This window comes from Streptomyces sp. NPDC088732, assembly GCF_044751205.1.
In the GTDB taxonomy this organism is placed as follows: domain Bacteria; phylum Actinomycetota; class Actinomycetes; order Streptomycetales; family Streptomycetaceae; genus Actinacidiphila.
Genome location: NZ_JBIVLI010000008.1, coordinates 97,302 through 122,596, shown reverse-complemented (window position 1 = coordinate 122,596; position 25,295 = coordinate 97,302). Strand labels below are relative to the sequence as shown.

12 protein-coding genes are annotated in these 25,295 nt (G+C 73.1%); 6 read left to right on the top strand and 6 right to left on the bottom strand.

Annotated features, from left to right (window positions below; genetic code table 11):
- Positions 1-19 precede the first annotated feature (19 nt).
- Positions 20-802: an IclR family transcriptional regulator gene (locus ACIP9H_RS15900; protein WP_401592196.1), complete on the top strand. Its 783-nt coding sequence runs from the start codon at positions 20-22 to the stop codon at positions 800-802.
- Positions 803-891: 89 nt separating this feature from the next.
- Here the strand turns inward: ACIP9H_RS15900 and crcB (ACIP9H_RS15895) are convergent, their stop codons facing one another.
- The 4 genes from crcB (ACIP9H_RS15895) to ACIP9H_RS15880 form a co-directional block, all read right to left on the bottom strand.
- Entirely contained in the window at positions 892-1,266 is a 375-nt protein-coding gene (gene crcB / locus ACIP9H_RS15895; RefSeq protein ID WP_401592198.1) for a fluoride efflux transporter CrcB, read from the bottom strand.
- Positions 1,263-1,610, bottom strand: a complete 348-nt coding sequence (locus ACIP9H_RS15890) for a DUF190 domain-containing protein (protein ID WP_401592200.1) — start codon at positions 1,608-1,610, stop codon at positions 1,263-1,265. Before ACIP9H_RS15890 ends, crcB (ACIP9H_RS15895) begins: the two co-directional genes overlap by 4 nt.
- Positions 1,607-2,071: a fluoride efflux transporter CrcB gene (gene crcB, locus ACIP9H_RS15885; protein ID WP_401592308.1), complete on the bottom strand. Its 465-nt coding sequence runs from the start codon at positions 2,069-2,071 to the stop codon at positions 1,607-1,609. The genes ACIP9H_RS15890 and crcB (ACIP9H_RS15885) overlap by 4 nt, the downstream gene beginning before the upstream one ends.
- Before the next feature lie 222 nt (positions 2,072-2,293).
- The gene (locus tag ACIP9H_RS15880; protein ID WP_401592202.1) at positions 2,294-2,872 is read right to left on the bottom strand and encodes a DUF2218 domain-containing protein; all 579 of its coding nucleotides are present in this window, start codon (positions 2,870-2,872) and stop codon (positions 2,294-2,296) included.
- Between the two features lie 189 nt (positions 2,873-3,061).
- Between ACIP9H_RS15880 and ACIP9H_RS15875 the strand changes: the two genes are divergently transcribed.
- Both ACIP9H_RS15875 and ACIP9H_RS15870 read left to right on the top strand, forming a co-directional pair.
- The gene (locus ACIP9H_RS15875; protein ID WP_401592204.1) at positions 3,062-3,808 is read left to right on the top strand and encodes a dienelactone hydrolase family protein; all 747 of its coding nucleotides are present in this window, start codon (positions 3,062-3,064) and stop codon (positions 3,806-3,808) included.
- A 269-nt stretch (positions 3,809-4,077) separates the two neighbouring features.
- Entirely contained in the window at positions 4,078-8,889 is a 4,812-nt protein-coding gene (locus ACIP9H_RS15870) for an amino acid adenylation domain-containing protein (protein WP_401959458.1), read from the top strand.
- A gap of 123 nt (positions 8,890-9,012) precedes the next feature.
- On the opposite strand, the gene ACIP9H_RS15865 is transcribed toward ACIP9H_RS15870, so the two are convergent.
- Together ACIP9H_RS15865 and ACIP9H_RS15860 are read right to left on the bottom strand one after the other, a co-directional pair.
- A complete protein-coding gene (locus ACIP9H_RS15865; protein ID WP_401592208.1) occupies positions 9,013-9,453 on the bottom strand; it encodes a hypothetical protein in 441 nt (146 codons plus the stop codon).
- A 556-nt stretch (positions 9,454-10,009) separates the two neighbouring features.
- A complete protein-coding gene (locus ACIP9H_RS15860; protein WP_401592210.1) occupies positions 10,010-11,683 on the bottom strand; it encodes a B12-binding domain-containing radical SAM protein in 1,674 nt (557 codons plus the stop codon).
- A gap of 480 nt (positions 11,684-12,163) precedes the next feature.
- Between ACIP9H_RS15860 and ACIP9H_RS15855 the strand changes: the two genes are divergently transcribed.
- From ACIP9H_RS15855 to ACIP9H_RS15845, 3 genes are all read left to right on the top strand, one after another.
- Positions 12,164-18,499, top strand: coding sequence for an amino acid adenylation domain-containing protein (locus ACIP9H_RS15855; RefSeq protein WP_401959457.1), 6,336 nt, complete (start codon positions 12,164-12,166; stop codon positions 18,497-18,499).
- A complete protein-coding gene (locus tag ACIP9H_RS15850; protein ID WP_401592214.1) occupies positions 18,496-19,809 on the top strand; it encodes an ATP-grasp domain-containing protein in 1,314 nt (437 codons plus the stop codon). Before ACIP9H_RS15855 ends, ACIP9H_RS15850 begins: the two co-directional genes overlap by 4 nt.
- A gap of 94 nt (positions 19,810-19,903) precedes the next feature.
- Positions 19,904-25,237: an amino acid adenylation domain-containing protein gene (locus ACIP9H_RS15845; protein ID WP_401592216.1), complete on the top strand. Its 5,334-nt coding sequence runs from the start codon at positions 19,904-19,906 to the stop codon at positions 25,235-25,237.
- Positions 25,238-25,295: the final 58 nt, after the last annotated feature.

Here is a 25,295-nt window from a genome sequence, read left to right as displayed (position 1 = left end):
AGCAACGTGAGGAGCGGGCTTGACCAGCGGGGGCGGCACCGGCGACATCCAGGCGGTGCACCGCGTCGCGGAAATCCTGCGGTTGTTCACGCTCAACAAGCCGAAGGTGACCGTGGCCGAGGCTGCCGCACGGATCGGACTCAACCGGACCACCGTGCACCGCTACTTCACCTCGATGGTCCTCGACGAGATTCTTGAACGTGCGCCGGACGACCCGACGGCGTACGTCCCCGGGCGGCTGCTTCTGCAGCTCGGCGCCGTCGCCCAGGGCCAGCGGCGCGTGCTGGACATCGCACCTCGCCATATGGACGCCTTGTCGCTCGACACGGGCCGATCCGTGGTGCTGTCCGTGTGGGGCGCATCCGGTCCGGTGGTCTCGCTGGTGTCGGAAGCCGGCACCCACCCGATTCTGATCACCGTCCGGATCGGGTCGACCCTGGGACCCGACTCGGCGCAGACCAGGCTCTTCGTCGCGCTGTCCGGGGATCAGGAGAGGACCAAGAGGTACCTCTCCCGCATCCCGGACGAAGAACGGGCGAAGCTCCAAAACCAATTGGAGCCGTGCCGGTCCCGCGGTCTCAGCCGGATCCGGGTGCCGTCGATCGATGGCGTGGTCCTGGCCGCGGCCGTCTTCGACGAACATGACGTCGCGGCCACGGTGGCCCTGGTGGGCACCACCTCCTCGCTACCGGAGCACGCCATCGGGACCGAGTCCGCGCTCCTGCGGACAGCCCTGGCGATCACCGAGGAACTGGGCGGAACGGACACCCGCGATACTGCCCTGACCGATCCGACCACCTGAGCCGCGGACCGTTTACGGCACTTCAGGGATGCGGCAGGCCTTGAAACCGCGACACCCGCCGCTCGATGTGCAGCGGCGCTGCCCGCCGCTCAGGCCCAGATCGCCTGGGCGAGCGCGCCCCCGATGAACGCGGCCCCGAGGCCGGCGACGACACTCGCGACGACGTTGGCCGCCGCGAAGAACCTCGCTCCGGTCTCGGCCAGGCGCAGCGTCTCGTAGGAGAACGTCGAGTAGGTGGTCAGCGCCCCGCAGAATCCGGTACCGACGAGCAGTTGCACCGACCGGGAGGCGGCGCCGTAGGTGACCGCGCCGGCGAGGGTGCCCAGGACCAGGCAGCCGACGATGTTGACGGTGAAGGTGCCCCAGGGGAAGACGGTGTCGTGCCGCGTCTGGACGGCTCGGTCGGTGAGATACCTCAGGGGCGCGCCGACGATGGCCCCCGCGATGACCAGTGCCCAGTTCACGAGTGGTTTCCCCGTCCTACGTATCGGATGACCTCGACCTCGTCGAGGGTCACCAGGCCTTCGGTGACGAGTTCGTCGAGCTGCGGCAGGAACGCGCGGATGCGCTCCTCGTGGTCGACGACGGTGACGGCCACCGGCAGGTTCTCGTTCATGGAGAGCAGCCGGGCGGTGTGGATGAGCGACGAGGCCCCGAAGCCCTCGACGCCGTGGAAGACGCTGGCGCCTGCCAGGCCGGCCTTGTGTGCCCGGTGGACGATCTCCGTGCAGAGCGGCTTGTGGTGCCAGGTGTCGTTGTCGCCGATCAAGATCGTCAAGCGCATGGCATTGCCGTGCAGCCGTGTCATGTCTGCCTCCTCGCGATCAGGTGGCGTGTGCCGGTCGCGGCGCCCCACACCGCGGCGAGGGCGACGACCGGGGTCGCGGCCAGGTAGGCCAGCGCGGTCTGGGCGTGACCGTCCTGGATGAGGGTGTGGATGTCGACGGTGTAGGTCGAGAAGGTGGTGAAGCCCCCCAGGACGCCGGTGCCGAAGAAGGGGCGTACGAGCCGGTGCGCGGACCACAGTTCGGTGATGACCACCATGAAGATCCCGATCACGGCGCAGCCGACCGCGTTGACCGCGAACGTGGTCCACGGGAAGGCGCCGGGCGCGGTGGGCCACAGCAGGCCCGCGCCGTAGCGGGCGCACGCCCCCAGGACTCCTCCGATCGCGACGACACCCACGGCAGGCCCTTGCCCCCGGACCTGCGAAGCCCGCGGCGGCGCAGGAGCCGGCTGTGGGATGTCGGGATCGATCGGCTCGGTCATCGGCGCGAAGGGCTCTTGCGAGGTCATACGTCTCCTACTCGTGCGGCGCCGTGTCGCGGGCGCGGATCGTCACAAGTAGGGACCGTTGGCGGCATCCTCACCGCGGTTCGGGTACGGCGGGCCCCACCGCCGCGCGGCAGTCGCGAGGACCACCGCTGTCAGCAGTTTACCGCGGCGGGGCGAGGTGCGTCCGGGCGGGGCCCCGGCAGCGTCAGGCGCCGATCAGGACTGGGCGACCCGGCGGGCCCTGCGGCGGCGCAGCATCAGGAAGGCGGCCTTGGCCAGGACGACGGCCAGGAGGGCGCCGAGGGCCCAGTGCCTCCACGGGCCGGACGCGAGGAGCAGACCGCCCAGGCCCAGATGGGCGGCGACGACCACGGCGACGACGAGGGCGAGAACCAGCTTCCCGCCCCGTCGCGAGGGGCGGGGCGCGGCGGGTCCGGCCGGTCGCCAGGCGACGTGGGCCGCCTCGCCTCCGCCGATCTCCCGCAGGCGGTCGGAGACCAGCTTCCGGACGTGCCGGAGGCCGTCCTCGTCGGCGGCTTCGACGCGGATCGTGAGCGAGTCCGGCCCGGTCTCCAGCGTGCACCGGCCCCACGGGGTGTCGAGGGTGCCCCGCGTGCCGGACCGTTCGGCGTCCGTGCGCAGTCCTGCCAGGAGCCTGGCCGGCTGGTCGGTGTGCAGGTGGCCTTCGGCTCGCCGTGACGGCTCGACGCCCATGGTGTGGAACCTCCGCTGCGCGACTGGCGTGCTCTCCGACCATGACGACAGGGCGGCGGCGCCGTATGTGACACCGTCCACGCGACGACTTCGCGAAAACCCGTTGGCGGACCGCGGCGGCGGTTGCTAGTCTCCGCGAGGCCGTGCGAGAGAACGAGGAGGTGGTACCCGTGGACGCAGTATCGACATGGGTGCTCCCCTCCGGGGTCACGGTCGGGCGGTAGGCCGTCCGGGAGCGCCGTTCCACGAGCTCTCCCGAAAGGCACGACCGTGCACTTCACTTCCGAACAGCGCCTCGACGACGGCGTCGTCGAGCGCGAATTCACCCTCGGCGACATCCCCGGCACCTTGTGGACCCCGGGCTCCGCACCGGCCCCGCTGGTCCTGATGTCCCACAACAACGGCCTGCCCAAGGCCGATCCCCGGCTGGTGGCCCGGGCCCGCCACACCGCGGCGCGCGGCTACGCGGTGGCCACCATCGACGCCGCCGGGTGCGGTGACCGTCCCCGTTCCGAAGCCGACGAGCAGGCCCGCGCCGACCTCCGGCGGGCGATGCAGGCCGGCGAGCCGGTCGACGACATCTTCGAGTCCTTCATCGGCCCGCTCGTCGAGAACGCGGTCCCGGAATGGCGGACCACACTGGACGCCCTCCTCGAACTGCCCGGTATCACCGGCCCGGTCGGGTACTCCGGGGGATGGGCCGCCCTCGGCATCCGGCTCGCGGTGGCCGAGCCGCGCATCGTGGCCGCCGGCTTCTTCGCCGGCGGGTACGTGCCGCGTGCCCAGCGCGAGGAGGCGCGTCAGGTCACCGTCCCGCTGCTGTTCCTGCTCCAGTGGGACGACCAGGGCAACCCCCGGCAACGGGCCCTGGACCTGTTCGACGCCTTCGGCAGCAAGGAGAAGACACTGCACGCCAATCTCGGCGGACACACGGGGACCCCCTGGTTCGAACTCGAGGACGGCTGCCGGTTCCTGGACCGGCACCTGAAAGGAGCCGGGTCGTCCGCCGGGCGGTAGCCGGTAGTTCTTGGCCGCGCCGCCCGGAATGCCGTCGTCGGGGAAAGGCTCCGGCCCTTCCCCGATGCCGGTGACCGGCCGGTGCCACGTACGCGGTGTGGGCGTTCCCGGAATTCATACGCGGCCTTGACGCGGCCTTGATTTCGCCGCCCGTTACGGGTGGTGCGGCGGTGCTAACGTTCACATCCGTTTGAGAACAAGTCGAGTCGGAGAATTGCGGCGGTGCTGGGCCGCGGCATGCTCAATGCGCACGGTGGACAGTGAGCCCAATGAGAACTGATCGTCATGTGAATGCGTCCTGTGTGCACGAGGCATTCGAGCAGCAAGCGCGGAGAACTCCGGACCGTACGGCCGTGGTGGTGGGCGACATCCGGCTCGGATACGCCGAAACGGATCGCCTGGCGAATGGAATTGCCGGGCGACTGCACGCCGCCGGGGTGCGCCGCGGCGACCGTGTCGGTCTGTGCGTCCAGCGGGACCAGTGGCTGATTCCCGCGCTCCTGGGCGTGCTGAAGGCCGGTGCCGCCTATGTGCCGCTGGATCCGGCCTACCCCGAGGAGCGCATCAGGTTCATCGCGGAGGACGCCTCGCTCTCCACTGTGCTGACCTCCAGGGGCACGGAGCACATCGTGCCGCCGTCCGCCGTGTCCGTCCCCGTCGAGGACACCCGGCCGGCGGACACCCTGGGTGTGCGGCCCGATCCGCACGACGCTGCGTACGTCATCTACACCTCGGGCTCCACCGGTACGCCGAAGGGCGTGGTCGTGGAGCACCGCAATCTGTACAACCTGATCCGCTGGTTCACGGAGTTCCTCTCCGCGGACGAACTGGGCGGCATGCTGGCGGCGACGTCGGTGTGCTTCGATCCGTCGACCGTGGAGATCTGCGCCCCGCTGGCGGCCGGCGGCACCGTCATCCTGGCGGAGAACCTGTTCGCCGTGCCGACGCTCCCGGCCCGGTCCGAGGTGACCGTGCTCATCGCCGCGGCGTCCGCCCTGTCGGCGCTGCTGCGCGACACCCTGCCGCCGAACGTACGGACCGTCATCACCGGCGGCGAGTTGGTCACCCGGGCCCTGTGCGACCGGGTCTACGCCCACCCCCAGGTGCGGCGGGTGGTCAACGGCTACGGCCCCACCGAGTGCACCGTGTGCTGCACCATGACCGAGGTGGACCGGCACGGCACCGGCAACCCCTCGATCGGGAGCCCCATCGCCGGCGCGGAACTGTCCGTGCGCTCCCCGGACGGCGCGGTCCTGCCGGAAGGAGAGACGGGGGAGTTGTGGATCGCCGGGCCGGTCGTCGCCCGCGGCTACCTCGACCGCCCCGAACTGACCGCCGAGCGCTTCGGCTCCTTCGGCTACCGCACCGGCGACCTGGTGCGGCGGCTGGGGGACACCTACCACTTCGTCGGACGCGCCGACGAGCAGGTGAAGGTCGGCGGCGTCCGCCTGGAACCGGGTGAGGTGGAGGCCGTGCTCGCCGACCACCCCGGCGTCCGGCACGCCGTCGTCCTGGCCGCCGAGGACCGGCTCGTCGGATACGCCGAGTCGGACACGGCCACCGAGGCGGAACTGCGCGCCTGGCTGACCGCGCGGCTGCCGCGGCACGCCGTGCCGTGGCGCATCGCGGTGCTGCCCCGGCTCCCCGTCCACCCCACCGGCAAGGTCGATCGCGCGGCACTGCCCGTCATCACCGCCGGACGGCGGCCGGACGCCCCGTACACGGCTCCCCGCAACGACACCGAGCGGCTCGTCGCGGACGTGGTCGCCGAGGTCCTGGGCATCGACCAGGTCGGTGCCGAGGACCGCTTCGCCGACCTCGGCGGCCACTCGCTGGCCGCCGCCCGCGTCGTCAGCGAGCTCGGACGGCGGCGCGGGACGCCGGTGCCGCTCGCGACCTTCCTGAACCATCCCACCGCGGCATCCCTGGCGCTTGCCATGGAGACCACGGACGCCATCGCCGCCGAACCGCCCCCGCGCCGTACGCCCGGCCTGAGCCGCTACCCGCTCACCGCCATGCAGCGCGAGTTCTGGCTGCTGCGCCAACTGGCCCCGGACGCGCCCGTCACCACCCTGACGATGCGCATCGGCGTGGCGGGTCCGGTGAGCGGACCGGCCGTGCGCGAGGCGCTGGACGCCATGGTGCGCCGCCACGAAGTGCTGCGCGGCACCGTCCGGTTCGACACCGAGCCGTACCTGGTGGTGGGTCCCGCGGTGTCCGTGCCGGTCGTCGTGGCCGACCTGCGCGCCCTGACCGCCGACGAGCGGCAGGGGCGTCTCGACGCGCTGCACCGGGAGACGGCGGGGCACGCCTTCGACCTCGGGAGCGAAACCCCGCTGCTGCGGGCCGCGTTCGCGCGCACCGCCGACGACGCCGGCGAACTCGTCGTCGCCGTGGACCACATGGCCTTCGACGGCGCCTCCGTCGCCGTCTTCCTGCGTGAACTCGCAGCGGAGCTGGCCGGGGACCCGGTGGACGACCTCCCCTTGCAGGTGAGCGACCTCGCCCTCCACGAGCGGGAACTCGACGGCGACCGCCCGCGCCACGACGGGCTGGACGCGTACTGGCGGACCGCGCTGGAAGGCGCCGTCATCCCCGACGACCTGCCGGGGGCCGATGCGGCACCCGGCTGGGCGACGGACCGCGTGACCGTCACCCTGGAGCAGTCCCTGCCGGCCCGCCTGGCCCGCTTCGCCGCCGAGACCGGGACGACCCCGTTCGCCTGCTACCTGGCAGCCCTGGGACTCGTCACCGGCGGGCTGGCCGGACACGACGACGTGGTGATCGGCGCGGCCGCCGCCCGCCGCCACCGGACCGGGACCGAACGCCTGCTGGGCCCCCTGGTCGACACCCTGCCGCTGCGGCTGCGCATCGACGGCGCACAGACCTTCCGGGACCTGGTCCGGCACTGCGCCACGACCACCGTCGACGCCCTCGCCCACCAGGAGTTCCCCGCCCGCGAGCTGATCGACCGTCTGCCCGCCCACCGGAGCGCCGGCGCGTCGCGTACCCCGGTCGTCATCACCATGCTGCCGCTCGACGAGCCCGCGACGGTGTCCCGCGGGGCCTTCCGTCTCGACCTGCGCTCGGACCGGGGGAGCGGCGCCGCGGCCAACGAGTTCTCGGTCTTCGTCACGCGGACGTCCACCGCCGCCGAGCTCCAGATCGAGTACGCCACCGGGCGTTTCACGCGGACCGACGCCGAGGCCTTCGCCGAGCGCATGCTCAGGATCCTGCGCACCGGGCTGGCACAGCCCGGTCTGCCGCTCGCCGGACTCGAACTGGTCAGCCCCCGGGAGCGCGGCTCCCTGCTGGCTGCCGCCGCCGGACCCGCGCTGCCGGTGTCGATGCCGGCGACCGTACTGGACGCCGTCCTGGACGCCGCCCGCACCCGGCCCGGGTCGGTCGCCGTGACCGGCCCCGGCGGATCCCTCACCTACGCCGAACTGGCCGTCCTGTCCGCCCGTGCCGCCTCGGGACTGCTCGCCGCCGGGACAGGCGCCGGGGACGTCGTGGGCGTGAGCGTGCCCCGCGATCATCTGCTGCCCGCGGTCCTGCTGGCGGTGTGGCGGGCCGGCGCGGCCTATCTGCCGCTCGACCCGGACCAGCCGGCCGAACGGCTTGCGGGGCTCGCCGCGGACGGCGGCGTCAAGGCCGTGATCGTGCGCGGGCCTGCCGTACCCGGCCTGCCCGGCGCGCTCGACGGCGACGCGTTGTTCGCCTGCGACGCCGTGCGCGCGCTGCCCGGGGCGTGCCCCGACGACCTCGCCTACGTCCTGTACACCTCGGGGTCGAGCGGCCGCCCGAAGGGTGTCGAGGTCACCCACGCCAACCTGGCCGCCTGCGTCGAGGGATTCCGCGTGACGCCCGGGGTCGGACCGGAGGACGCGATGGCGGCCGTCGCGCCCCTGTCCTTCGACATCTCGGCCCAGGAGATCTGGACACCGCTGGCGGCCGGAGGCCGCTGCGTCGTCGTCGAACGGGCCTGCGCCAACGACGGGTACGCGCTGGCCGAGCGGATCACGGGCAGTGGCGTCACCCTCGTGGACCTGACCCCCACGACGATGCGCATGCTGCTCGCCGCGGACTGGCCGGGAGGCCCGGGGACGAGGGCGGTCACCGGCGGCGAGGCGCTGGACGCGACGCTCGCCCGTGAACTGCTGGCCAGAGTCGATGAGTTGTGGAACGCGTACGGGCCCACCGAGGCGACCGTGACGACCACCGTGCACCGCGTGACCGAGTCGCCGGACGGGCCGGTCCCGATCGGCCGGCCCGTGGCGGGCGCCCGCTGCTACGTGGTGGATCCGCTCGGCCGCCTGGTGCCGCCAGGGGTGACCGGCGAGCTGTGGGTGGCCGGTCGCGGCGTGGCCCGCGGCTACCGGAACCTGCCGTCGGCGGCGTTCACGGACGACCCCTTCGTGCCCGGCGAACGGTGCTACCGCACCCGCGACATGGTCCGCCGGTCGGGCGACGGGACGCTGGAGTACCGGGGCCGCCGCGACAGCCAGGTGAAGGTGCGCGGTTACCGGATCGAACTGGGGGAGGTGGAGGCCGCGTTGCGGGCCGACGCCGAGGTGGCTGACGCTGCGGTGGCGGTCTCCGGCGAGGGCGGTTCCGCCCATGTGGTCGGCCACCTCGTCCCCGACGGCGTCGACACGGCGGCCGTCGAGGCCCGGCTTCGGCGCCTGCTGCCCGACCACATGGTGCCCCGCCGATGGCTGACGTCGGCGGCGCTGCCGACCCTGCCGAGCGGCAAGGTCGACCGTGCGGCGCTTCCGCAGCCCCCGGAGAGTTCGGGGCGCGCCCGGGTGCCGCTGCAGGGGGAGGCCGAGTACTTCGTCGCCGACGTCTGGACGTCGGTGCTGGACGTTCCCCGCGTCTGGTCGGACGACCACTTCTTCGCGCTCGGCGGCCACTCCCTCGCCGCCACCCGCGTCGTCGGCCGGCTGCGCGAGGCCTTGCGGGTCCAGGTGGCGGTGCAGTTGCTCTTCGACCACCCCGTCCTCTCCGACTTCGCGACCGCCGTCGAGGCGCTGCTGATCGACGACGTGACCGGTGAGGACCGGGGCGCCCCGGACTGAGCGGCGGCGTCGACCGTGGCACGACCAACCGCCCGACCCCACTCGCCCAAGCCCTGGCGGGGCCCGCCTGCAATAAGTGCTTTGACGCGGTTTTGTGCGGCGCCCTCGACGCCCCGCCGTGCTTTACGGCTGAACGGCAGGATCAATCGCTCTTACCACGTGACCCTCTGCATTCCCTCCTGTGCATTTCCAGACCGCGGTCTCATGGAAGTAACCCACATGCAGACCGCGGTCGTGCTCGTGGCAGACGGGCCAGGTCACGCGATGGTGGCTCATGACGAATTCCTGCACTCCTTCCGCCACAGCACCCAGAACCTCTGCCGAATCGGGTGCGGAGACCTCCGCCGACTTGATGTGGACCACGCCGACCGGTCCCAGGTCCGGGTCGCGCACGTAGTCGATGCAGCAGAAGTCGTCGCCGGTGGCCCCTTTCCCGGTGTCCTGCTCCGCCGACCTGGTGACCGTCTCGAAGGCCGATCTCGCCATGGAGAAGGTTCGCGCGGTCCAGGATTCACAGAACTCCGATTCGCGAATTTCTCCACGCTCGCTGTACAGCTCGGCCATCCACGTCAGTACCTCCTCGGGGAGCTGCTCCCCGTGCCGCCAGACCGCTCGCAGCATCCGGTCCTGCCAGTCCGAGAAACTCGACATCATCGCTGCCTTCCGATGGCAAGGAAAGCCGGGGGAGAAGTGGTTGCCCACTTCTCCCCCGGCGGTGAGCAACCCGTATGGTCTCAGGTGAAGAGGCCGTGGACGTTCAGGTTCGGGTTCTTGGCGCAGATGTTCATGACGGTGAACTTTCCGCTGAATGCAACGTTGTCCGACCAGTCGAACCAGAAGGTCATGCCCATGGCCCTGTACTTCCCCAGGTGCCCGACTCCAGGTGGCCGTAGTTCTGATTCCTCTTGCCGTAGTACTGCACCAGGTCAGAGACGTGACCTTGGCCGAGGACGCCTCACCATCCACACCGGCACCGCACCCCGCGCCATGGCGACCCTCCGCAACCTCGCCATCGGCCTGCTGAGAATCCTCGGACTCGAGGAACTTGATCAAGCCCTGGCCCGTCAGGGGTGGCACCGAAGCGTCGGTGCCACCCCTGACGGGCCGGTCGGCCGGCGGGTCAGCGGAGTTGGGTGAAGATCTCCTGGAGCAGACGGCGTTCGTACGTCTCCTCGTGGTCGACGCCTCCCAGCATGTAGCCGCCGAACTTGATGTTGCCGCCGGCGTTGTCCAGGGCGATGACCCCGCGGCCGAGTTCGGTGAGGGCCGCTTCGACGTCCGCCAGTTCCACTTCGGTGTTCTCGCGGATGTACAGTTCGGAGAGCTTCCTGATGGGAAGCAGTTCGCCGTGCCATTCCCGGACCACCGCGTGCTGCTTGAACGCGTCACGGTACATGCGGGAGCCGGGAATGATCGCGGGCGCGGCGACGGATATCGTGGTGATCGATCCCGCGTAGGTCTCCGCTATGGAGAGCCAGTTGTCGACTTCTTCCTTCAACTGCCGCAATGTGGTTCCCGGAAGGCCCAGGATTCCCGAGAGGTACATCTTGTAGTCGAGGCTCTGCGCCAGGTCCAGGGCCTCGATGACCCGGTCGGGCCCCTTGTTGATGCCCTTGGAGTTGTCCTTCAGCAACTTGGGGTCGAACGCCTCGATGCCGACGTTCCAGGTCTTCACGAAGCCCTTGCACAGCTCGGCGGACTGCAGGAATTCGTAGACGAGTCCGTAGGCGAGCATGAACCGCTCGCCCCGGAGGATCTCCGACGCGGCGCAGGCCTCGGCCAGTTCGTCGAGGAACGAGGTCTGCCCGCCCCATTGCGCTTTCGACATTCCCAGGGTGGAGTCGCCGGCGGCGTAGACATTGGACTTCAGCTCGCCGACCAGGATCTCCAGAGCGGAGACGGCCGCGTTGACGTCGGTCGTCTTCGGGGTCAGTCCCTGGATGGAACAGTGCAGGCACCGGCGGGTGGGGCGCCGGCCCCAGTTGCAGCCGCCGTCGAGCGGGAAGGTGACCATGCGCTGCAATGCGTAGTGCGACGCATACCAGACCTTGAACGCGTCGTCGTAGTGGGCCTCCAGTTCGGCCTCGATGAGACGGTAGTCGGGGAGCATCCGCTCGTTCAGCGGATAGGTGGGCGCCGGCTGGTTGCGGACCTCCCCGGAGGCGTCCCGGTAGGCCAGCGACGGGATCCGGGAGAGTTCCAGCCCTCCCTCGAGCCAGGACAGCAGCCCCATCATGGTGAAAGGCCCGTTGTTGCCGGTGCAGACGAAGTCCACGATCTTCGACCCGTACGCGCCCGTCAGGACCTCGCGGTGCAGGATCCCCGGGTGGTCGTTGCCGAAGACGATCACGGCCCGCGGATTCACCCGCTTGATCTCGGCGGCGACGATGTAGGCCCACATGGCGGTCGAGGAATAGACGGTGAAGGCCGCCACGTCCGGCGGGTCCGCCTGGATCCGCGCCCGCACGTTCTCCCAGTCGAGATGGCTCATGTCCAGGTACTGCCAGCCGATTTCCGGGAAGCACGCGTTCTGATACGTGATCATCTCGACCAGCGAGGAATGCGGATAGACCGTTCCCTCATTCGCGTAGCGGGACTGGTCGCCCGCGTCGTCGATCAGGGCACCGCCGCCGGAGTGGCTGCCGCGATGAGCGGATGTGAGCGGCAGCCCGACGTACCAGACCGTCCGGACCTTTTTCTCCCGCGAGCCCGCGACGGGCTGATCGACCGGATAGGACCACACATATCGGGAGTCGGTGGCGGAGACCAGCTCTTCCACTGGCTCAAGGCTCATCATCACGGTCTCTCAGCTTTCTGAAAAGGGGAGCTCGCTGCGATCGGCGTACTCGCCGGCATCGCATTCATCGGTGCGACCAGGTCGCCGACGGCCCGGTGTCGCCATTCCGGCTCGATCGGTCAGCGGTCCCGTGCACGACAAGGAGCATCCGCCGCACCAGATCGTACGGGGGCGGCCCGTGTGGATCACGTCAAGACGGGATCGATCGCCGTCATGAAAGCGTCAATCGCCGAGTGACCGGCCGGGGTCCGATTCATGATGATCCGCGGACACCCCTGGAAACAGAAGTCCGCCCGCGTCGCGCACGGTTGGAGGACGACGGCCTCCCCGGAACCAGAAAGGGACCGTCCCAGGAATGCGTGCCCGGGTTTCCGCTCCACCGGAAGCGCAACCGGAATCGCACCCGGAAGCGCACGTGCCGCTCACTGTGGCGGGAACCCTCTGGGCGAGCCCGGCGAAAGAACGAAGAAGAGGAACATGAGCAACACAGGCGACGGCCTGCGCGAACAGCTGACGGTGCGCTTCGCGGCCGGCCGCGAAGCCGTGGCCCGGGCAACGGCGCTCCCCGCGACCGCCGCCGCGGAAGGGCCTGCCCCGCTGTCGCCCGTGCAGCGCCGACTGTGGTTCCTCTCGCTGCTGGAACCGGACAGCGCGGCGTACAACGTGCCCGTGGTCGTGCGGCTCACCGGACAGGTGGACGAGCCGGCGCTGACCGGCGCCCTGCGGGACCTGGCCGAGCGGCACCGGGTGCTGCGCGGCGTCGTCGACGCGGACGGCCCCGAGCCGCTGGTGCGGACCCGCCCGGCCGCCGAGGTCCCGGTGACCGTCACCGACCTGGGCGCGGACGAGCTGGACGCGGCGCTCGCCGAGGAGACCGGCCGCCCGTTCCGGCTCACGGCAGAACCGCCCATGCGCGCCGTGGTGTTCCGCACGCCGGGCAGCTGGGTGCTGGCCATGACGCTGCACCACATCGCCACGGACGGCTGGTCCCAGCGCATCCTCATGGCGGACCTGGCGGCCCTCTACGCCGTCCGGCGCGGGGACGGCGAACCGCTGCCCCCGGCACCGCAGTACGCGGACCTGGCCCACGACAGGCCCGATGAGCCGGGTGCGCCGGACGCGCCGGACGGGCTCGACTGGTGGACGGCGCAGCTGGCCGGGCTGCCCGCCGTGCTCGACCTGCCCACCGACCGCCCGCGGACCCTGGAATCGGCCTGGCCGGGCGCGGCGGCACCGGTCGCCGTACCGCCCGCGACCGCGGACCGGGTGCGCACGGTCGCCGCGGAGACCGGGGCCTCCCCGTTCATGGTGCTCATGGCCGCCTGGCAGGCCCTGCTCGGACGGCTCGCCGACACCACGGACATCGCGGTGGGCGTACCGCACGCGGGCCGCCACACCGAGGCGAGCGAGCCGGTCGTCGGCTGCTTCCTGGACACCGTCGTGGTGCGCACCGACCTCAGCGGCGAGCCCTCCGGCCGCGACCTGATCGCCCGCGTGCGGGCCGGATCCCTTGACGCCTTCGGCCACTCCCGCGTCCCGTTCGAGCACGTCGTGCGGCGGCTCCGCCCCGAGCGGATCCTGTCGGCCACCCCGGTCTTCCAGGTGCTGCTCAACCTGTACGACGAGGTGGCGCCGCCCGCGCTGCCCGGCACACGGGCCGAGTGGTCGCACGTGCCGCCCCGCACGGCCAAGTTCGACCTCGGCATGGAACTCGCCGACTCAGGCCCGGGCCTGGGGCTGAACGGCCGGCTGGAGTACCGGCGCGACCTGTTCGAGCCCGGCACCGCGGACAGGATCGTGCGCTGGTTCCTCGCCCTGCTGGAGGCGATGACCCTCGACCCGGGACGTCCGGTCGGCGACATCCCCCTGGAACCGGCGACGGGTCCCGCCCTGGCGGGCCCGGCCGCGGAACCGGCCGAAGTGCCGGTCCACGTGCTCGTCGAACGCCAGGCGGACGAGCGCCCCGACGCGACCGCCGTGACCGCGGCGGACGGCTCCCTCACCTACCGCGAGCTGGATGCCAGGGCCAACCGGCTCGCGCACCGGCTCATCGCCCTCGGCGTCGTCCCGGACCAGCCGGTGGGCATCCTGCTGGACCCCGGGACCGGCTTCGCCACGGCCGTGCTGGCCGTCCTCAAGGCCGGTGGCTCGTACCTGCCGATGGACACGGCCTGGCCCGCCGCCCGCATCCACGCCCTGCTCCGCACCGCGGGCGCCCGGCTGGTCGTGACGACGGGCGAACCCGCCGACCGCGTCCGCGGGTTCGCCGACGTCGTGGAACCCGGTGCCGCCTCCGACGCCTGGCCCGACACGCGCCCCGCCGTGCGGATCGCCCCCGAACACCTGGCCCACGTCGTCTTCACCTCCGGATCGACCGGCGCGCCCAAGGGCGTGGCCGTGACGCACGGCAACCTGGCGCACTGCGTGACCGGTCTGACCGCGCGTATGCCCCATGTCGCGGGCGGGTCCTTCGCGATCGTGTCCACGGTCGCCGCCGACCTGGGCCTCGCCTGCCTCTACGGCGCGTGGCTCACCGGCGGCACCCTCCACCTGCCGGACCGGGAGACCGCCACCGACCCGCGGGCCTTCGCCGCGTACCTCGCGCGGCACCGGGTGGACGTGGTCAAGCTCGTCCCCAGCCACCTGGCCATGCTCGCCCGCCACGGCGACCTGGCCGCCGTCCTGCCCGCGAAGCTGCTGGTCCTCGGCGGGGAGGGCTGCCCGTGGTCCCTGGTGGAGGAGGTCCGCCGGGTGCGGCCCGGTCTCGGCGTGCACACCCACTACGGGCCCACCGAGGCGACCATGATGTCGCTCGTCTGCGACGTGGACGAGGTCACCGAGCAGGGGCGCACCGAACTGGTGCCGCTCGGCCGCCCGTTGCCCAATGTGACCGGCCTGGTCGTGGACCGCGCGGGCCGGCCCCGGCCGGCCGGCGTCCCCGGTGAACTGCTGCTCGGCGGGCCCGGTGTGTCCCGCGGCTACGTGGGGCGCCCGGACCTGACCGCCGAGCGGTTCGTGGACGGCCCGGACGGCGGGCGCTGGTACCGCACCGGCGACCTCGTCCGGCTGCGCGACGGCGGCGAGGTGGAGTTCCTCGGCCGCACCGACGACCAGGTCAAGGTGCGCGGCCACCGGGTCGAACCCGGCGAGGTGACCGCCGCGCTGCGAGCGCTGCCCGAGGTCGCCGACGCCGTCGTCCTGCCCGAGGGGGACGGGGACCAGCGGCGGCTGGCCTGCTGGGTCGTGCCCGCCCCCGGCCGCACGATCCGGGCGGACGCGATCCGCTCGCGGCTGAGGGAGTCGCTGGCCGCCCACATGGTGCCGGACGCGATCGTCGTGGTGACCGGCATCCCGCTGACCCCCAACGGCAAGCCCGACCGGGCGGCCCTGCGGGAGGCGCCGCGGCCCGTCGAGCCCGGGACCGCCCCTGCGGCACCGGCCTCGCACGCCGAGCAGGCGGTGGCCCGGGTCTGGGAGGCCCTTCTCGGCCTGCCCCGGGTCGGCGCGGCGGACGACTTCTTCGCGCTCGGCGGTCACTCCTTCGCGGCCACCCGGATGGTGGGCATGCTGGCCGAGGCCACCGGTTGCAGGCTGCCGGTGCGCGTCGTCTTCGAACGGCCGGTGCTGCGCGACCTGGCCGCCGAGCTGGAGCGCCGCACGGAGGGGCCGGCGGTGTCCGGGCCGGTGCCCCGGCGCCAGGACCCCGGCGCCCCGGTCCGGTTGTCGCCCGCACAGGAGCGGCTGTGGTTCCTGTGGCGGCTGCGTCCCGACAGCGACGCCTACAACACCAGCGTCGCGCTGCGGCTGGGCGGCCCGCTCGACGTCGAGGCCCTGCGCGCAGCGGTGTGCGACCTCGGCGCCCGTCACGAAGTGCTGCGTGCCGTCGTCGCCGAGACGGAGGCGGGGCCGGTGGCCGTACCGGCCGCCCCCGAGTCCCTCGCGATGCCCGTGACCGGGGCCGCCGCGGACGAGGTCGGTGCCGCCGTGCGCGCCGAGACCTCGCGCCCGTTCGCGCTGGACGCCGAACCGCCCCTGCGGGCCCTGCTGTTGCGGGTGTCCGCCGCCGAGCACGTCCTTGTGCTGACGGTGCATCACATTGCCGTGGACGCATGGTCGTGGACGACCGTCCTGGACGACCTGTCGGCCCTGTACGCGGCGCGGCGCGGCACCGGCCCCGCTCCGGAGCCGCTCACCGTCCAGTACGCGGACCTCGCCGAGTGGCAGCGCACCGGGCGCGACCGCGCGGACGCGGACGCGCACCTGGCCTGGTGGACGGCGCACCTGGACGGCCTGACCCCGGTCGCCCTCCCGGTGGACCGGCCGCGCGGCCCGGCGGCCGGCTGGTCGGGAGCGTCCGAGCCGGTCGTGCTCCCGGCGCATCTGGCCGTACGGCTGCGGAAGGTCGCCGCGGAACTGGACTGCACGCCGTTCATGGTGCTGCTGGCCACCTGGCAGGCGCTGCTGGCCCGGCTGGCCGGCACCGAGGACGTGCCGGTCGGCGTCCCGGTGTCCGGACGCAACCGGCCCGGCACGGAACGCATGGTCGGCTGCTTCGCCAACACCCTCGTGCTGCGCGGCGACCTGTCGGGCGACCCCACGGTCAAGGACGCGCTGCTGCGCACCCGGGCCCGGGTCCTGGAAGCCCTCGACCACGCCGAGACGCCGTTCGAGGAGGTCGTGCGCGAACTCCGCCCGGAACGCGACCCGGACTCGACCCCCCTGTTCCAGGCGGTGCTCAACGTCATCGGCCTGCCCGCGGCGACCGACCGGTTCGCCGACCTGGCGGCGACGCCGGTCGACACGGCGCGCGAGGCGGCGCAGACCGATCTCTCGCTCGCCCTGGTCGACGACGGCACCGGGTTCACCGGCACGCTGACCTACCGCACCGGCCTGTTCGACCGGGCCACCGTACGGCGCTGGGCGCGCTGGTACATCGCACTGATCGAGGCCGCGCTCGGCGAGCCGGACCGGCCGATCCTCGGACTCGACCCGCTCTCGGCCGCGGACCGCGCGGAACTGCGCTCGGCCGCCACGGGCCACGCCCTGCCGGAAGGCCGCCCGGCCACCGTCGTCACCGCCGTCCTCGACCAGGCCCGCCGCCGGCCGGACGCCGTCGCGGTCGTCGCGGCCGACGGCACGGTGGACTACGCCGAACTCGCCGCCTGGTCGGGGCAGGTCGCGGCCGTTCTCGCCCAGCAGGGCCTCCGGCCCGGTGAGCCGGTCGGCGTCTGCCTGCCCCGCGGACGGCGGCTGCCGGGCGCGCTGCTCGCCGTCCTGCGCGCGGGCGCGGCCTATGTGCCGCTGGACCCCGAGCACCCGTCCGACCGGCTGGCGCGCCTGGCCGAGGACGCGGGCGTGCGGTGCGTCCTGGCGGACGGCACCGCCTCCGCGGTGGCCGGCGCCCTGCCGGGCGTCACCGTGATCGACGTGACCGACGTGGACGAAGCCGCCGCCCGGGCCCTCACCGCCGACCTGCCGGAGCCCGATCCGCGGCAGGTCGCCTACGTCCTGTTCACCTCCGGCTCGACCGGGCGGCCGAAGGGCGTGGAGGTCACCCACGCCAATCTCGCCGCCTTCGTCGCCGCCCTGTCGGCGAGCCCCGGCATGACGGAGGACGACGTCACCCTCGGTGTGGTGCCGTTCACCTTCGACGTGTTCGGCTACGAGCTGTGGGTGACGCTCGCCAATGGCGCCCGGCTCGCCCTCGCGGACCGCGACACGACCGCCGACGGCCACGCCCTGGCCGACTGGATCGAGCGCACCGGCGTGACGGTCGCGACGGCGACCCCGACCGCACTGCGCCTGCTGCACACCGCCGACTGGGCCGACCGTCCCGCGATGCGGGTGATCAGCATCGGCGAACTGCTCGACCCCGTACTCGCCCGTGAACTCGCCGGGCGCGTCGGCGCGTTGTGGAACGCGTACGGGCCCACCGAGACCACGGTCTACTCCACGATCGGCCGCGTCGAACACCCCGCCGACGAGCACGCCGTCCCCATCGGCGGCCCCATCCCCGGTACGCGCGTCCACGTGGTCGACCGGTGGGGGAGACCCGCCCTGCCCGGCAGCGCCGGCGAGTTGTGGATCGCCGGCGCGGGCGTGGCCGACGGCTACCTCCACCGTCCGGAGCTGACCGCCGAGCGCTTCGTCACCGGCCCCGGCGGCGAGCGGTGCTACCGCACCGGCGACCTCGTCCGGTGGCAGGGCCGGCAGCTGGAATTCCTGGGGCGCACCGACCTCCAGGTGAAGGTCCGCGGCCACCGCATCGAACTCGGCGAGATCGAGTCGGTGCTCCGCGAAGACCCCGGCGTCGCCGACGCGGCCGTCGTCGTCGCGGGCCCCGACGGTGAGAAGCACCTCGTGGGCTACGTCGTGCCCCGCACGCCCGGGCACACGTCGTTCGAAGGCCATCTCGCCGCCCGGCTGCCCGACTACATGGTCCCGCGCCGCTGGGTGCTGATGGACGCCTTCCCCACCACACCCAATGGCAAGACGGACCGCGCCGCGCTGCCGGAACCCGCCGAGGCGGACCGGCCGGCCACGGCCCCGGAGTCGATGATGGAGCAGCTGGTGGCCAAGGTGTGGGGCGACGTCCTCGGCACCGACGCGATCGGACGCGAGGACGACTTCTTCCGGCTCGGCGGCGACTCGTTCTCCGCGACCCGGGTGATGGGCCGGCTCCGCGAGGCCCTGGGCCAGCGGCTGCCGGTGCGGGCGCTGTTCGACCGCCCGGTGCTCGCCGACTTTGCCGAGCACGTGGAGCTGACGATGCTCGACCGCCTCGCGGCCGAGCCGGACGGTGAGTCGCGATGACGGCGCCGAACACCCTTCCCGCGTACGGCTCATCGTGCCCTCTGGTCCTGGTGGGCTTCACCTACGCGTCCCTGCTCGCCGTGGGAGGCTTCGAGCCCGACGGCTCGGTGATCGTCGTCGAGGAACCCGACGTCGTCCGCAAGCGCGGGCTCCGCGACCAGGCGCGGGCCGTGCCCGTGATCCGCGAACTGATCGAGTGGCCCTACCAACGGGAAGGTGCCGCGGACGAGTTCTTCGACGCCCACCCCGATCTGGCCCCCGCGGCCGTCGGGCCCACGGGCGAGTACGCGACGTACTTCGCCGCGCGCTTGGCCGAGCGGTACGGGCTGCCCGGGACCGGCTCCGGTGCGGCACGGCTGCTGCGCGACAAGTCGCTGCTGCGGGAGGCCGCCCGCGGGGCCGGACTGCCCAACCCCGCGTCGCAGGCCGTGGCCAGTGCGGCGGAGGTGCGGGCGTTCATGGCGGCGCACCCCGGGCCCGTCGTGCTCAAGCCGGTCGACCTGCAGGGTTCCCTCGGTGCGCGCATCCTGCGGTCCGCCGACGAGGCCGACGAGGCCTGGTCCGGCAGCCTCGCGGAGTGCGCGGCCCAGCGGGACGGAGCCTCCATGCCGGACCGGGACGTCGCCGTCCGCATGGTGGCGGAACACCACGTCGGCGGCCGGCCCTTCAGCGTGGAACTGCTGGTCTCGAACGGCCGCGTGGTGTTCGGCAACGTGACCGAGGAGGTCATGTTCCCCGGGCCCCGGCCCGTCGAGCGCGGGCAGCTCGTCCCCGCCGAGCTGCCCGCCGATCTCGACGCCCTGCTGCGGGAGCAGACCGGGCGGATCGTGACGGCCACGGACTTCGGCACGGGTGTCGTCCACTGCGAGTGGATCGTCGAGGACGGCACGCCCTATCTGATCGAGTGCGCCGGCCGCCTGCCCGGCGACAGCATCGTCGACCTGATCGAGTGGGCCTACGACATCGAACTCGTCCGCGCCTACTGGACCCTGCTCAAGGGCCGCCCGCTTCCGCAGCCGCTGCCGCGGCACCCCAAGCGGGCGGCGGCCGTCCGGTTCACCCACGCCGCACCCGGCGTGGTGGAGAGCGTCGACGGACTGACCCAGGCCTACGCCGTCCCCGACGTCATCCACTGCGAGGTCCTGGTACGGCCCGGCGCGAGGGTCGAGACGCTCCGCAGCTCCCAGGACCGCAGCGCGTACGCCCTCAGCTGCGCCGCGACGCCCGCCGAGGCGGTGCGCCGGGCCGAGGAGGCGATCGGCCGCCTCAGGATCACCACACGGCCGCCGTCCGGCACACCCGGTCCCTGAGGCCCCGGTGCCGGACCTGCCGGAAGTTCACAGCACACACGCTTGCCGAAGGATGAACGCCATGGGAGCCGGGGCTCTCGGAGAAGACGCGCGCATGACCACGACCGACGCACGGGAACGCACCCGCGCGCTGCTGGAGCAGCGGCTCGCCGCCGCCCTCGCCGAACCCGCCGCCACCCTGCCGCGCCGCACCGACCCGTCTGCGCCGGTGCCGCTCACCTCCGCGCAGGCCCGGCTGTGGTTCCTCGAACAACTCGGCACCAGCGGTGCCGCGTTCCACGCCCGCGTCGTCCTGCGGCTGCGCGGATCAGTCGACGGGCAGGCCCTGCTCGGCGCCGTCCGGGACCTGGCCGAGCGGCACGAGGTGCTTCGCGGCCGGATCGAGGAACGGGACGGGGCACCCGTCACCGTCGTGGGCGGCGCCGACGACGTGCCGGTGCTCGCCGAGGACGTCGCGCCGGAACACCTGGAGGCGGCACTCGCCGCCGAGTCCGACCGGCCGTTCGACCTGGCGCGGCGGCCGCCGATGCGCGCCGCGCTGTTCCGGACCGGCGATGTCTCGGTGCTCGCGCTGACGTTCCATCACATCGCCATCGACGGCACGTCCATGGGCCTGATCCGTGCGGAACTGCCGCACCTGTACGCGGCAAGGCTCGGACTGCGCGAGGCCCCGGAGCTCCCGGCACAGCACACCGACCACGCCGCCTGGCTGGCCTCCCGCCCCGAACCGGCCGACGACCTCGACTGGTGGGAGGAGCGGCTGTCGGGCCTCGCGCCCCAGCTGAACCTCCCCGCCGACCGCCCCCGGCCCGCCGTCGCCGGCCCCGAGGGCGGCGAGGTCGACCTGGAGATCGCCGCCGACCGCGCCGAGCGGGTCCGGGCGCTCGCCGCGCGGACCGGCTGCACCCCGTTCATGGTCTTCCTCGCGACCTGGCAGGCACTGCTGTCGCGCATGTGCGCCACCACCGACGTGCCGGTGGGCGTGGTCGAGTCGGGCCGCCGCCACCCCGGCACGGACGCCATGGTGGGCTGCTTCGTCAACACCGTCGTCATGCGCACCGACCTGTCCGGCGACCCGACCTGGACGCAACTCCTGCAGCGGACCCGGGAGGTGGCACTGGACGCGTTCGCCCACGCCGACGTGCCCTTCGAGCGGCTCGTGGCCCGGGTGCGTCCCGACCGCAGCGCCACCACCGCCCCCATCGTGCAGACCCTGTTCAACTTCATCGTCCTGGACGACGAACCGTCCGCCTTCCCGGGACTGGAGGCGGACGCCGTGAGCAGACCCGTGCTCTCCGCCAAGTCCGACCTCCACCTCACCCTGGCCGAAGGGCCCGCCGGCTTCACCGGCACCCTCAACTACCGCAGCGACCTCTTCGACGCCGAGACCGTACGGGCCGTCACCTCCTGGTACGGCAACCTGCTGGCGCGGATGCTGGACGACCCCGAAGGGCGTGTGAGCGAGGCCGCGTTGGCGCCCACCGCCGACTCGGTGCTGCGCGGCCCGGTGCGCGAGGACCCGCCCCGCACCCTGCACCCGCTCGTCGAGCGGTGGGCCGACCGCACCCCCGACGCGCTCGCCGTCGTGGCCCCCGACGGACGGCTGACCTACGGCGAACTCGACCGCGCGGCCAACCGCATCGCCCACACGCTGATCGCCGCCGGAGTCACTCCCGACCAGCCCGTCGCCGTCCTGCTGGAACACTCGGTGGCGCTGCCCGCCGCCCTCCACGGCGTCCTCAAGGCCGGCGCCGGCTACCTCCCCCTGGACGCCATGTACCCCGCGAGCCGGATCGCCTCGATCCTGGGGACCGCGGGGGTCCGCACCGTGGTGACCGTGCGGGAGTTCGCCGACGCGGTCCGTGGAGAGGGCAGGCACGTCGTCGTCCTCGACGACCCGGACGTGCTCCGGGACCGCCCCGAGCACCGGCCCGACGTCCCGGTAGGCCCCGGCCACCTGCTGCACGTCATCTTCACCTCGGGGTCCACCGGAACGCCCAAGGGCGTCGCCGTGGAGCACGGCGGCGTGACGGACTACCTGGACGGCGTCCTGGAACGACTGGGCGAGGACGTCCACGGCGGCGTCTACGCCGTGATGTCCACCATCGCGGCCGACTTCGCCCACACCTGCTTCCACGCGGCCCTCACCACCGGCGGCACCCTCCACTTCGTGGCCCGCGAGACGGCCATGGACCCCGCCGCGCTGGCCCGCTACCTCGCCGGCAACCCCATGGACGTCATCAAGCTCGTCCCCAGCCACTTCGAACTGCTCGCCGCCCACGGCGACATCGGCGCCGTCCTGCCGCGCAGGCTGCTGATGTTCGCCGGCGAGGCACTGCCCTGGTCCATCGTCGAACGCGCCCGCGCGGCCCGCCCCGGACTGCGGGTGCAGAACCACTACGGGCACACCGAATCCACCATGGTCCGCACGGTCTGCGACGTCGACGACGTACCGGAGGGCCTGCGCGCCGGCATCGTCCCGCTCGGCCGCCCGATCCCCAACACCACCGGCTTCCTCGCCGACCGGGACGGCCGCCCGCTGCCCGCCGGCATACCGGGGGAGTTCCTCGTCGGAGGCCCCGGGGTCGCCCGCGGCTACATCGGCGCACCGGAACTGACCGCGCAGCGGTTCGTGACCGCGGACGGGCAGCGCCTGTACCGCTCGGGCGACCTCCTGCGAATGCGGCCGGACGGCTGGGTGGAGTTCCGCGGCCGCGTCGACGACCAGGTGAAGGTGCGCGGCTACCGGGTGGAACCGGGCGACGTCGCCGAGGCCCTGCGCGGGCTGCCCGGAGTCGCCGAAGCCGTGGTGCTGCCCGTCGGCGAGGGGCGGCAGCAGGGCCTCGCCGGCTGGGTCGTGCCGGACCCCGGTACCCGGCTCGACTCCCGCGAGGTCCGTACCGGACTGCGCGACCGGCTGCCCGAGTACATGGTGCCCGCCACCCTCACCGTGCTCGACCGCTTCCCGCTCACACCGAACGGCAAGGTCGACAGGGCCGCCCTGCCGCGCCCCGCCGCACAGGACGCCGGGGACCGCGTCCTGCCCGGCACCCCCACCGAGCACCGTCTCGCCCAGGTGTGGGCACAGGTCCTCGGACTGCCCGCCGTCGGCATCGACGACGACTTCTTCGCGCTCGGCGGCGACTCGTTCACCGCCGTCCGTGCCGTCCGGGCCTGCGACCCCGGCCTGCGGGTCATCGACATGTTCACCCGCCCCACCGTGCGTGAACTGGCCGCACACCTCGACGCGTCCCACACCGGGCAGGGCCGTCTGCTGCACCGCCTGAGCGGGTCGCCGAACCCCAGGGCCACGGTGGTCTGCGTCCCGTACGGCGGCGGGTCCGCGGCCGTCTACCAGCCGCTCGCCGCGGCACTGCCGGACGATCTGGCGCTCCTCGCCGCCGAGTTGCCGGGACACGACCCCGCCCGCCCCGCCGAGGAGTTCCTGCCGCTCGACGAACTCACCGAACGGCTCGCCGCGGAGATCGAGGCGACCGTCGCAGGGCCCCTGGTCGTCTACGGGCACTCCGTGGGATCCGCCGCCGCCGTCGCACTCGCCCGCAGGCTGGAGGCCGCCGGACGAGACGTGCTCGGCGTGGCCGTCGCGGGCAACTTCCCGTCCGCGCGGCTGCCGGGACGCACGTCCGCCTGGGTCAACCGCGTCCTGCCGCTGGAGCGCTGGGCCTCCAGCCGGCACTACCGCGACGTCCTGCGCACGACCGGCGGAATCCTCGACGACATGGACGAGGCGACCACGCGGACCGCGCTGCGCGCCATGCGGCACGACTCGGCCGAGGCCCGTGCGTGGTACGCCAGGGAACTGGCCGCGCCGCGCGCCGCGCTGGCCGCGCCCGTCCTGTGCGTGGTGGGCGAGGCCGACCGCTCGACCGAGCTGTACCAGGAGCGCCACCGCGAATGGGGGGCCTTCGCCGACCGGGTCGAACTCGCCACCATCCCCAAGGCGGGGCACTACTTCCTGCGGCACCAGGCGACTGCCCTCGCCGCCCTGCTCGCGGCCCGGATCACCGACTGGACCGAAGGACGCCTGCCCCGGCCGCTCGCCGGGACCGGCGCCGCGCGGCCCACCGGCCTGCGGGCCTTCTACACGGTCGCCGCCGGGCAGTTCCTGTCCATGCTGGGCGGCAGCCTCAGCATGTTCGCGCTCGGGGTGTGGGCCTACCAGCGCAGCGGCCGCGTGCTGGACCTCGCGCTCGTCACCATGCTCGCCACCCTGCCCGCACTCCTGGTCACCCCGGTCGGCGGAACGGTCGCCGACCGGGTGGACCGCCGCCGCGTCATGATCGCGGCCGACGGCACGAGCGCACTCGCCATGGCCGCCCTCGCGGTGCTCCTGGCCACCGGCCGGATGTCCCTGGCGGGCGTGTGCCTCATCGTGGCCGTCACCTCGGTCGCGACCGCCTTCCACCGGCCCGCGTACCTGGCGGCCACCGCCCAGCTGGTGCCCAAGCCCTATCTGCCGCAGGCCAACGCGCTCGTGGGCCTCGAACTCGGCTTCGCCACCGTGGTCGGCCCGCTCCTGGGCGGCGTGCTCGTGGCGTTCGCGGGCGTGTCCGGCGTCGTGGGCGTGGGGGTGGGCGCGTTCGCCGCGGGCATCGCGTCCCTGCTGGCCGTCCGCTTCCCCGACCGCATGTTCCCCCGCCGGCGGGAGTCCTTCGGGCGGGCACTGACCGGGGGCTGGCGCTTCGTCGTCCGGCGCAGGCCGCTGCTGCTGCTCGTCGGCTTCGCCGCCGTGCTCAACCTCTTCGCCTCGGTGGTCTTCGTCGCGGTGCAGCCACTCGTGCTCTCCTTCGCCGGCACCGCGCAACTCGGCCTGGTGACGACGGTGGGCGGCGCGGGCGGCGTGCTCGGGGGACTGCTGATGATCCCCTGGGGCGGCACCAGGCGCCGGGCCATCGGCATGATCGCCGCCACCCTCGGCGTGGGCGCGGGCACGGTGGTGATGGGCCTGCACGCGTCCCTGCCCGTGGTGGCGACCGGCCTCGCGCTGCGGATGGGCGCCATGGCCGTGATGAACGCCCACTGGCTGTCGATCATCCAGGTCAAGGTCGGACAGGAACTCCAGGGCCGGGTCATGGCCACCAACGTCATGCTCGCGCTCGCCACCCAGCCGATCGGCTTCCTCGCGGCGGGCCCGCTCGCCGACGGCGTGTTCGCCCCCGTCCTGCGCGGCCATCCGGCACTCGGCGACGTGCTCGGCACCGGTCCCGGACGCGGCATGGCCCTGCTGATGATCGTGTGCGGGCTGTGCATCGCCGCCTGGGGCACCCTCGGCCTCGTCCACCGGCCGCTGCGGCGGCTCGAGGACGACCTGCCCGACGCGACACCCGACGCCGAGACCGAGCACGACCTGGACGCCGTCCAGGAGCGGGCGGACCGGCGGTTGGCCGTCACCCGGCGCCAGGACTGAGTCCGCAGCCCCGCCCCCGAGCCCCCAGCAGCAGTCCGGACAGCACCACTCCGCGTGG

Coding starts and splice junctions, on each gene's coding strand:
- ACIP9H_RS15890 (WP_401592200.1), bottom strand. CDS start 1,610: ATGACACGGCTGCACGGCAATGCCATGCGCTTGACGATCTTGATCGGC.
- crcB (WP_401592308.1), bottom strand. CDS start 2,071: ATGACCGAGCCGATCGATCCCGACATCCCACAGCCGGCTCCTGCGCCG.
- ACIP9H_RS15870 (WP_401959458.1), top strand. CDS start 4,078: ATGAGAACTGATCGTCATGTGAATGCGTCCTGTGTGCACGAGGCATTC.
- ACIP9H_RS15865 (WP_401592208.1), bottom strand. CDS start 9,453: ATGGCCGAGCTGTACAGCGAGCGTGGAGAAATTCGCGAATCGGAGTTC.
- ACIP9H_RS15860 (WP_401592210.1), bottom strand. CDS start 11,683: ATGAGCCTTGAGCCAGTGGAAGAGCTGGTCTCCGCCACCGACTCCCGA.
- ACIP9H_RS15855 (WP_401959457.1), top strand. CDS start 12,164: ATGAGCAACACAGGCGACGGCCTGCGCGAACAGCTGACGGTGCGCTTC.
- ACIP9H_RS15850 (WP_401592214.1), top strand. CDS start 18,496: ATGACGGCGCCGAACACCCTTCCCGCGTACGGCTCATCGTGCCCTCTG.
- ACIP9H_RS15845 (WP_401592216.1), top strand. CDS start 19,904: ATGACCACGACCGACGCACGGGAACGCACCCGCGCGCTGCTGGAGCAG.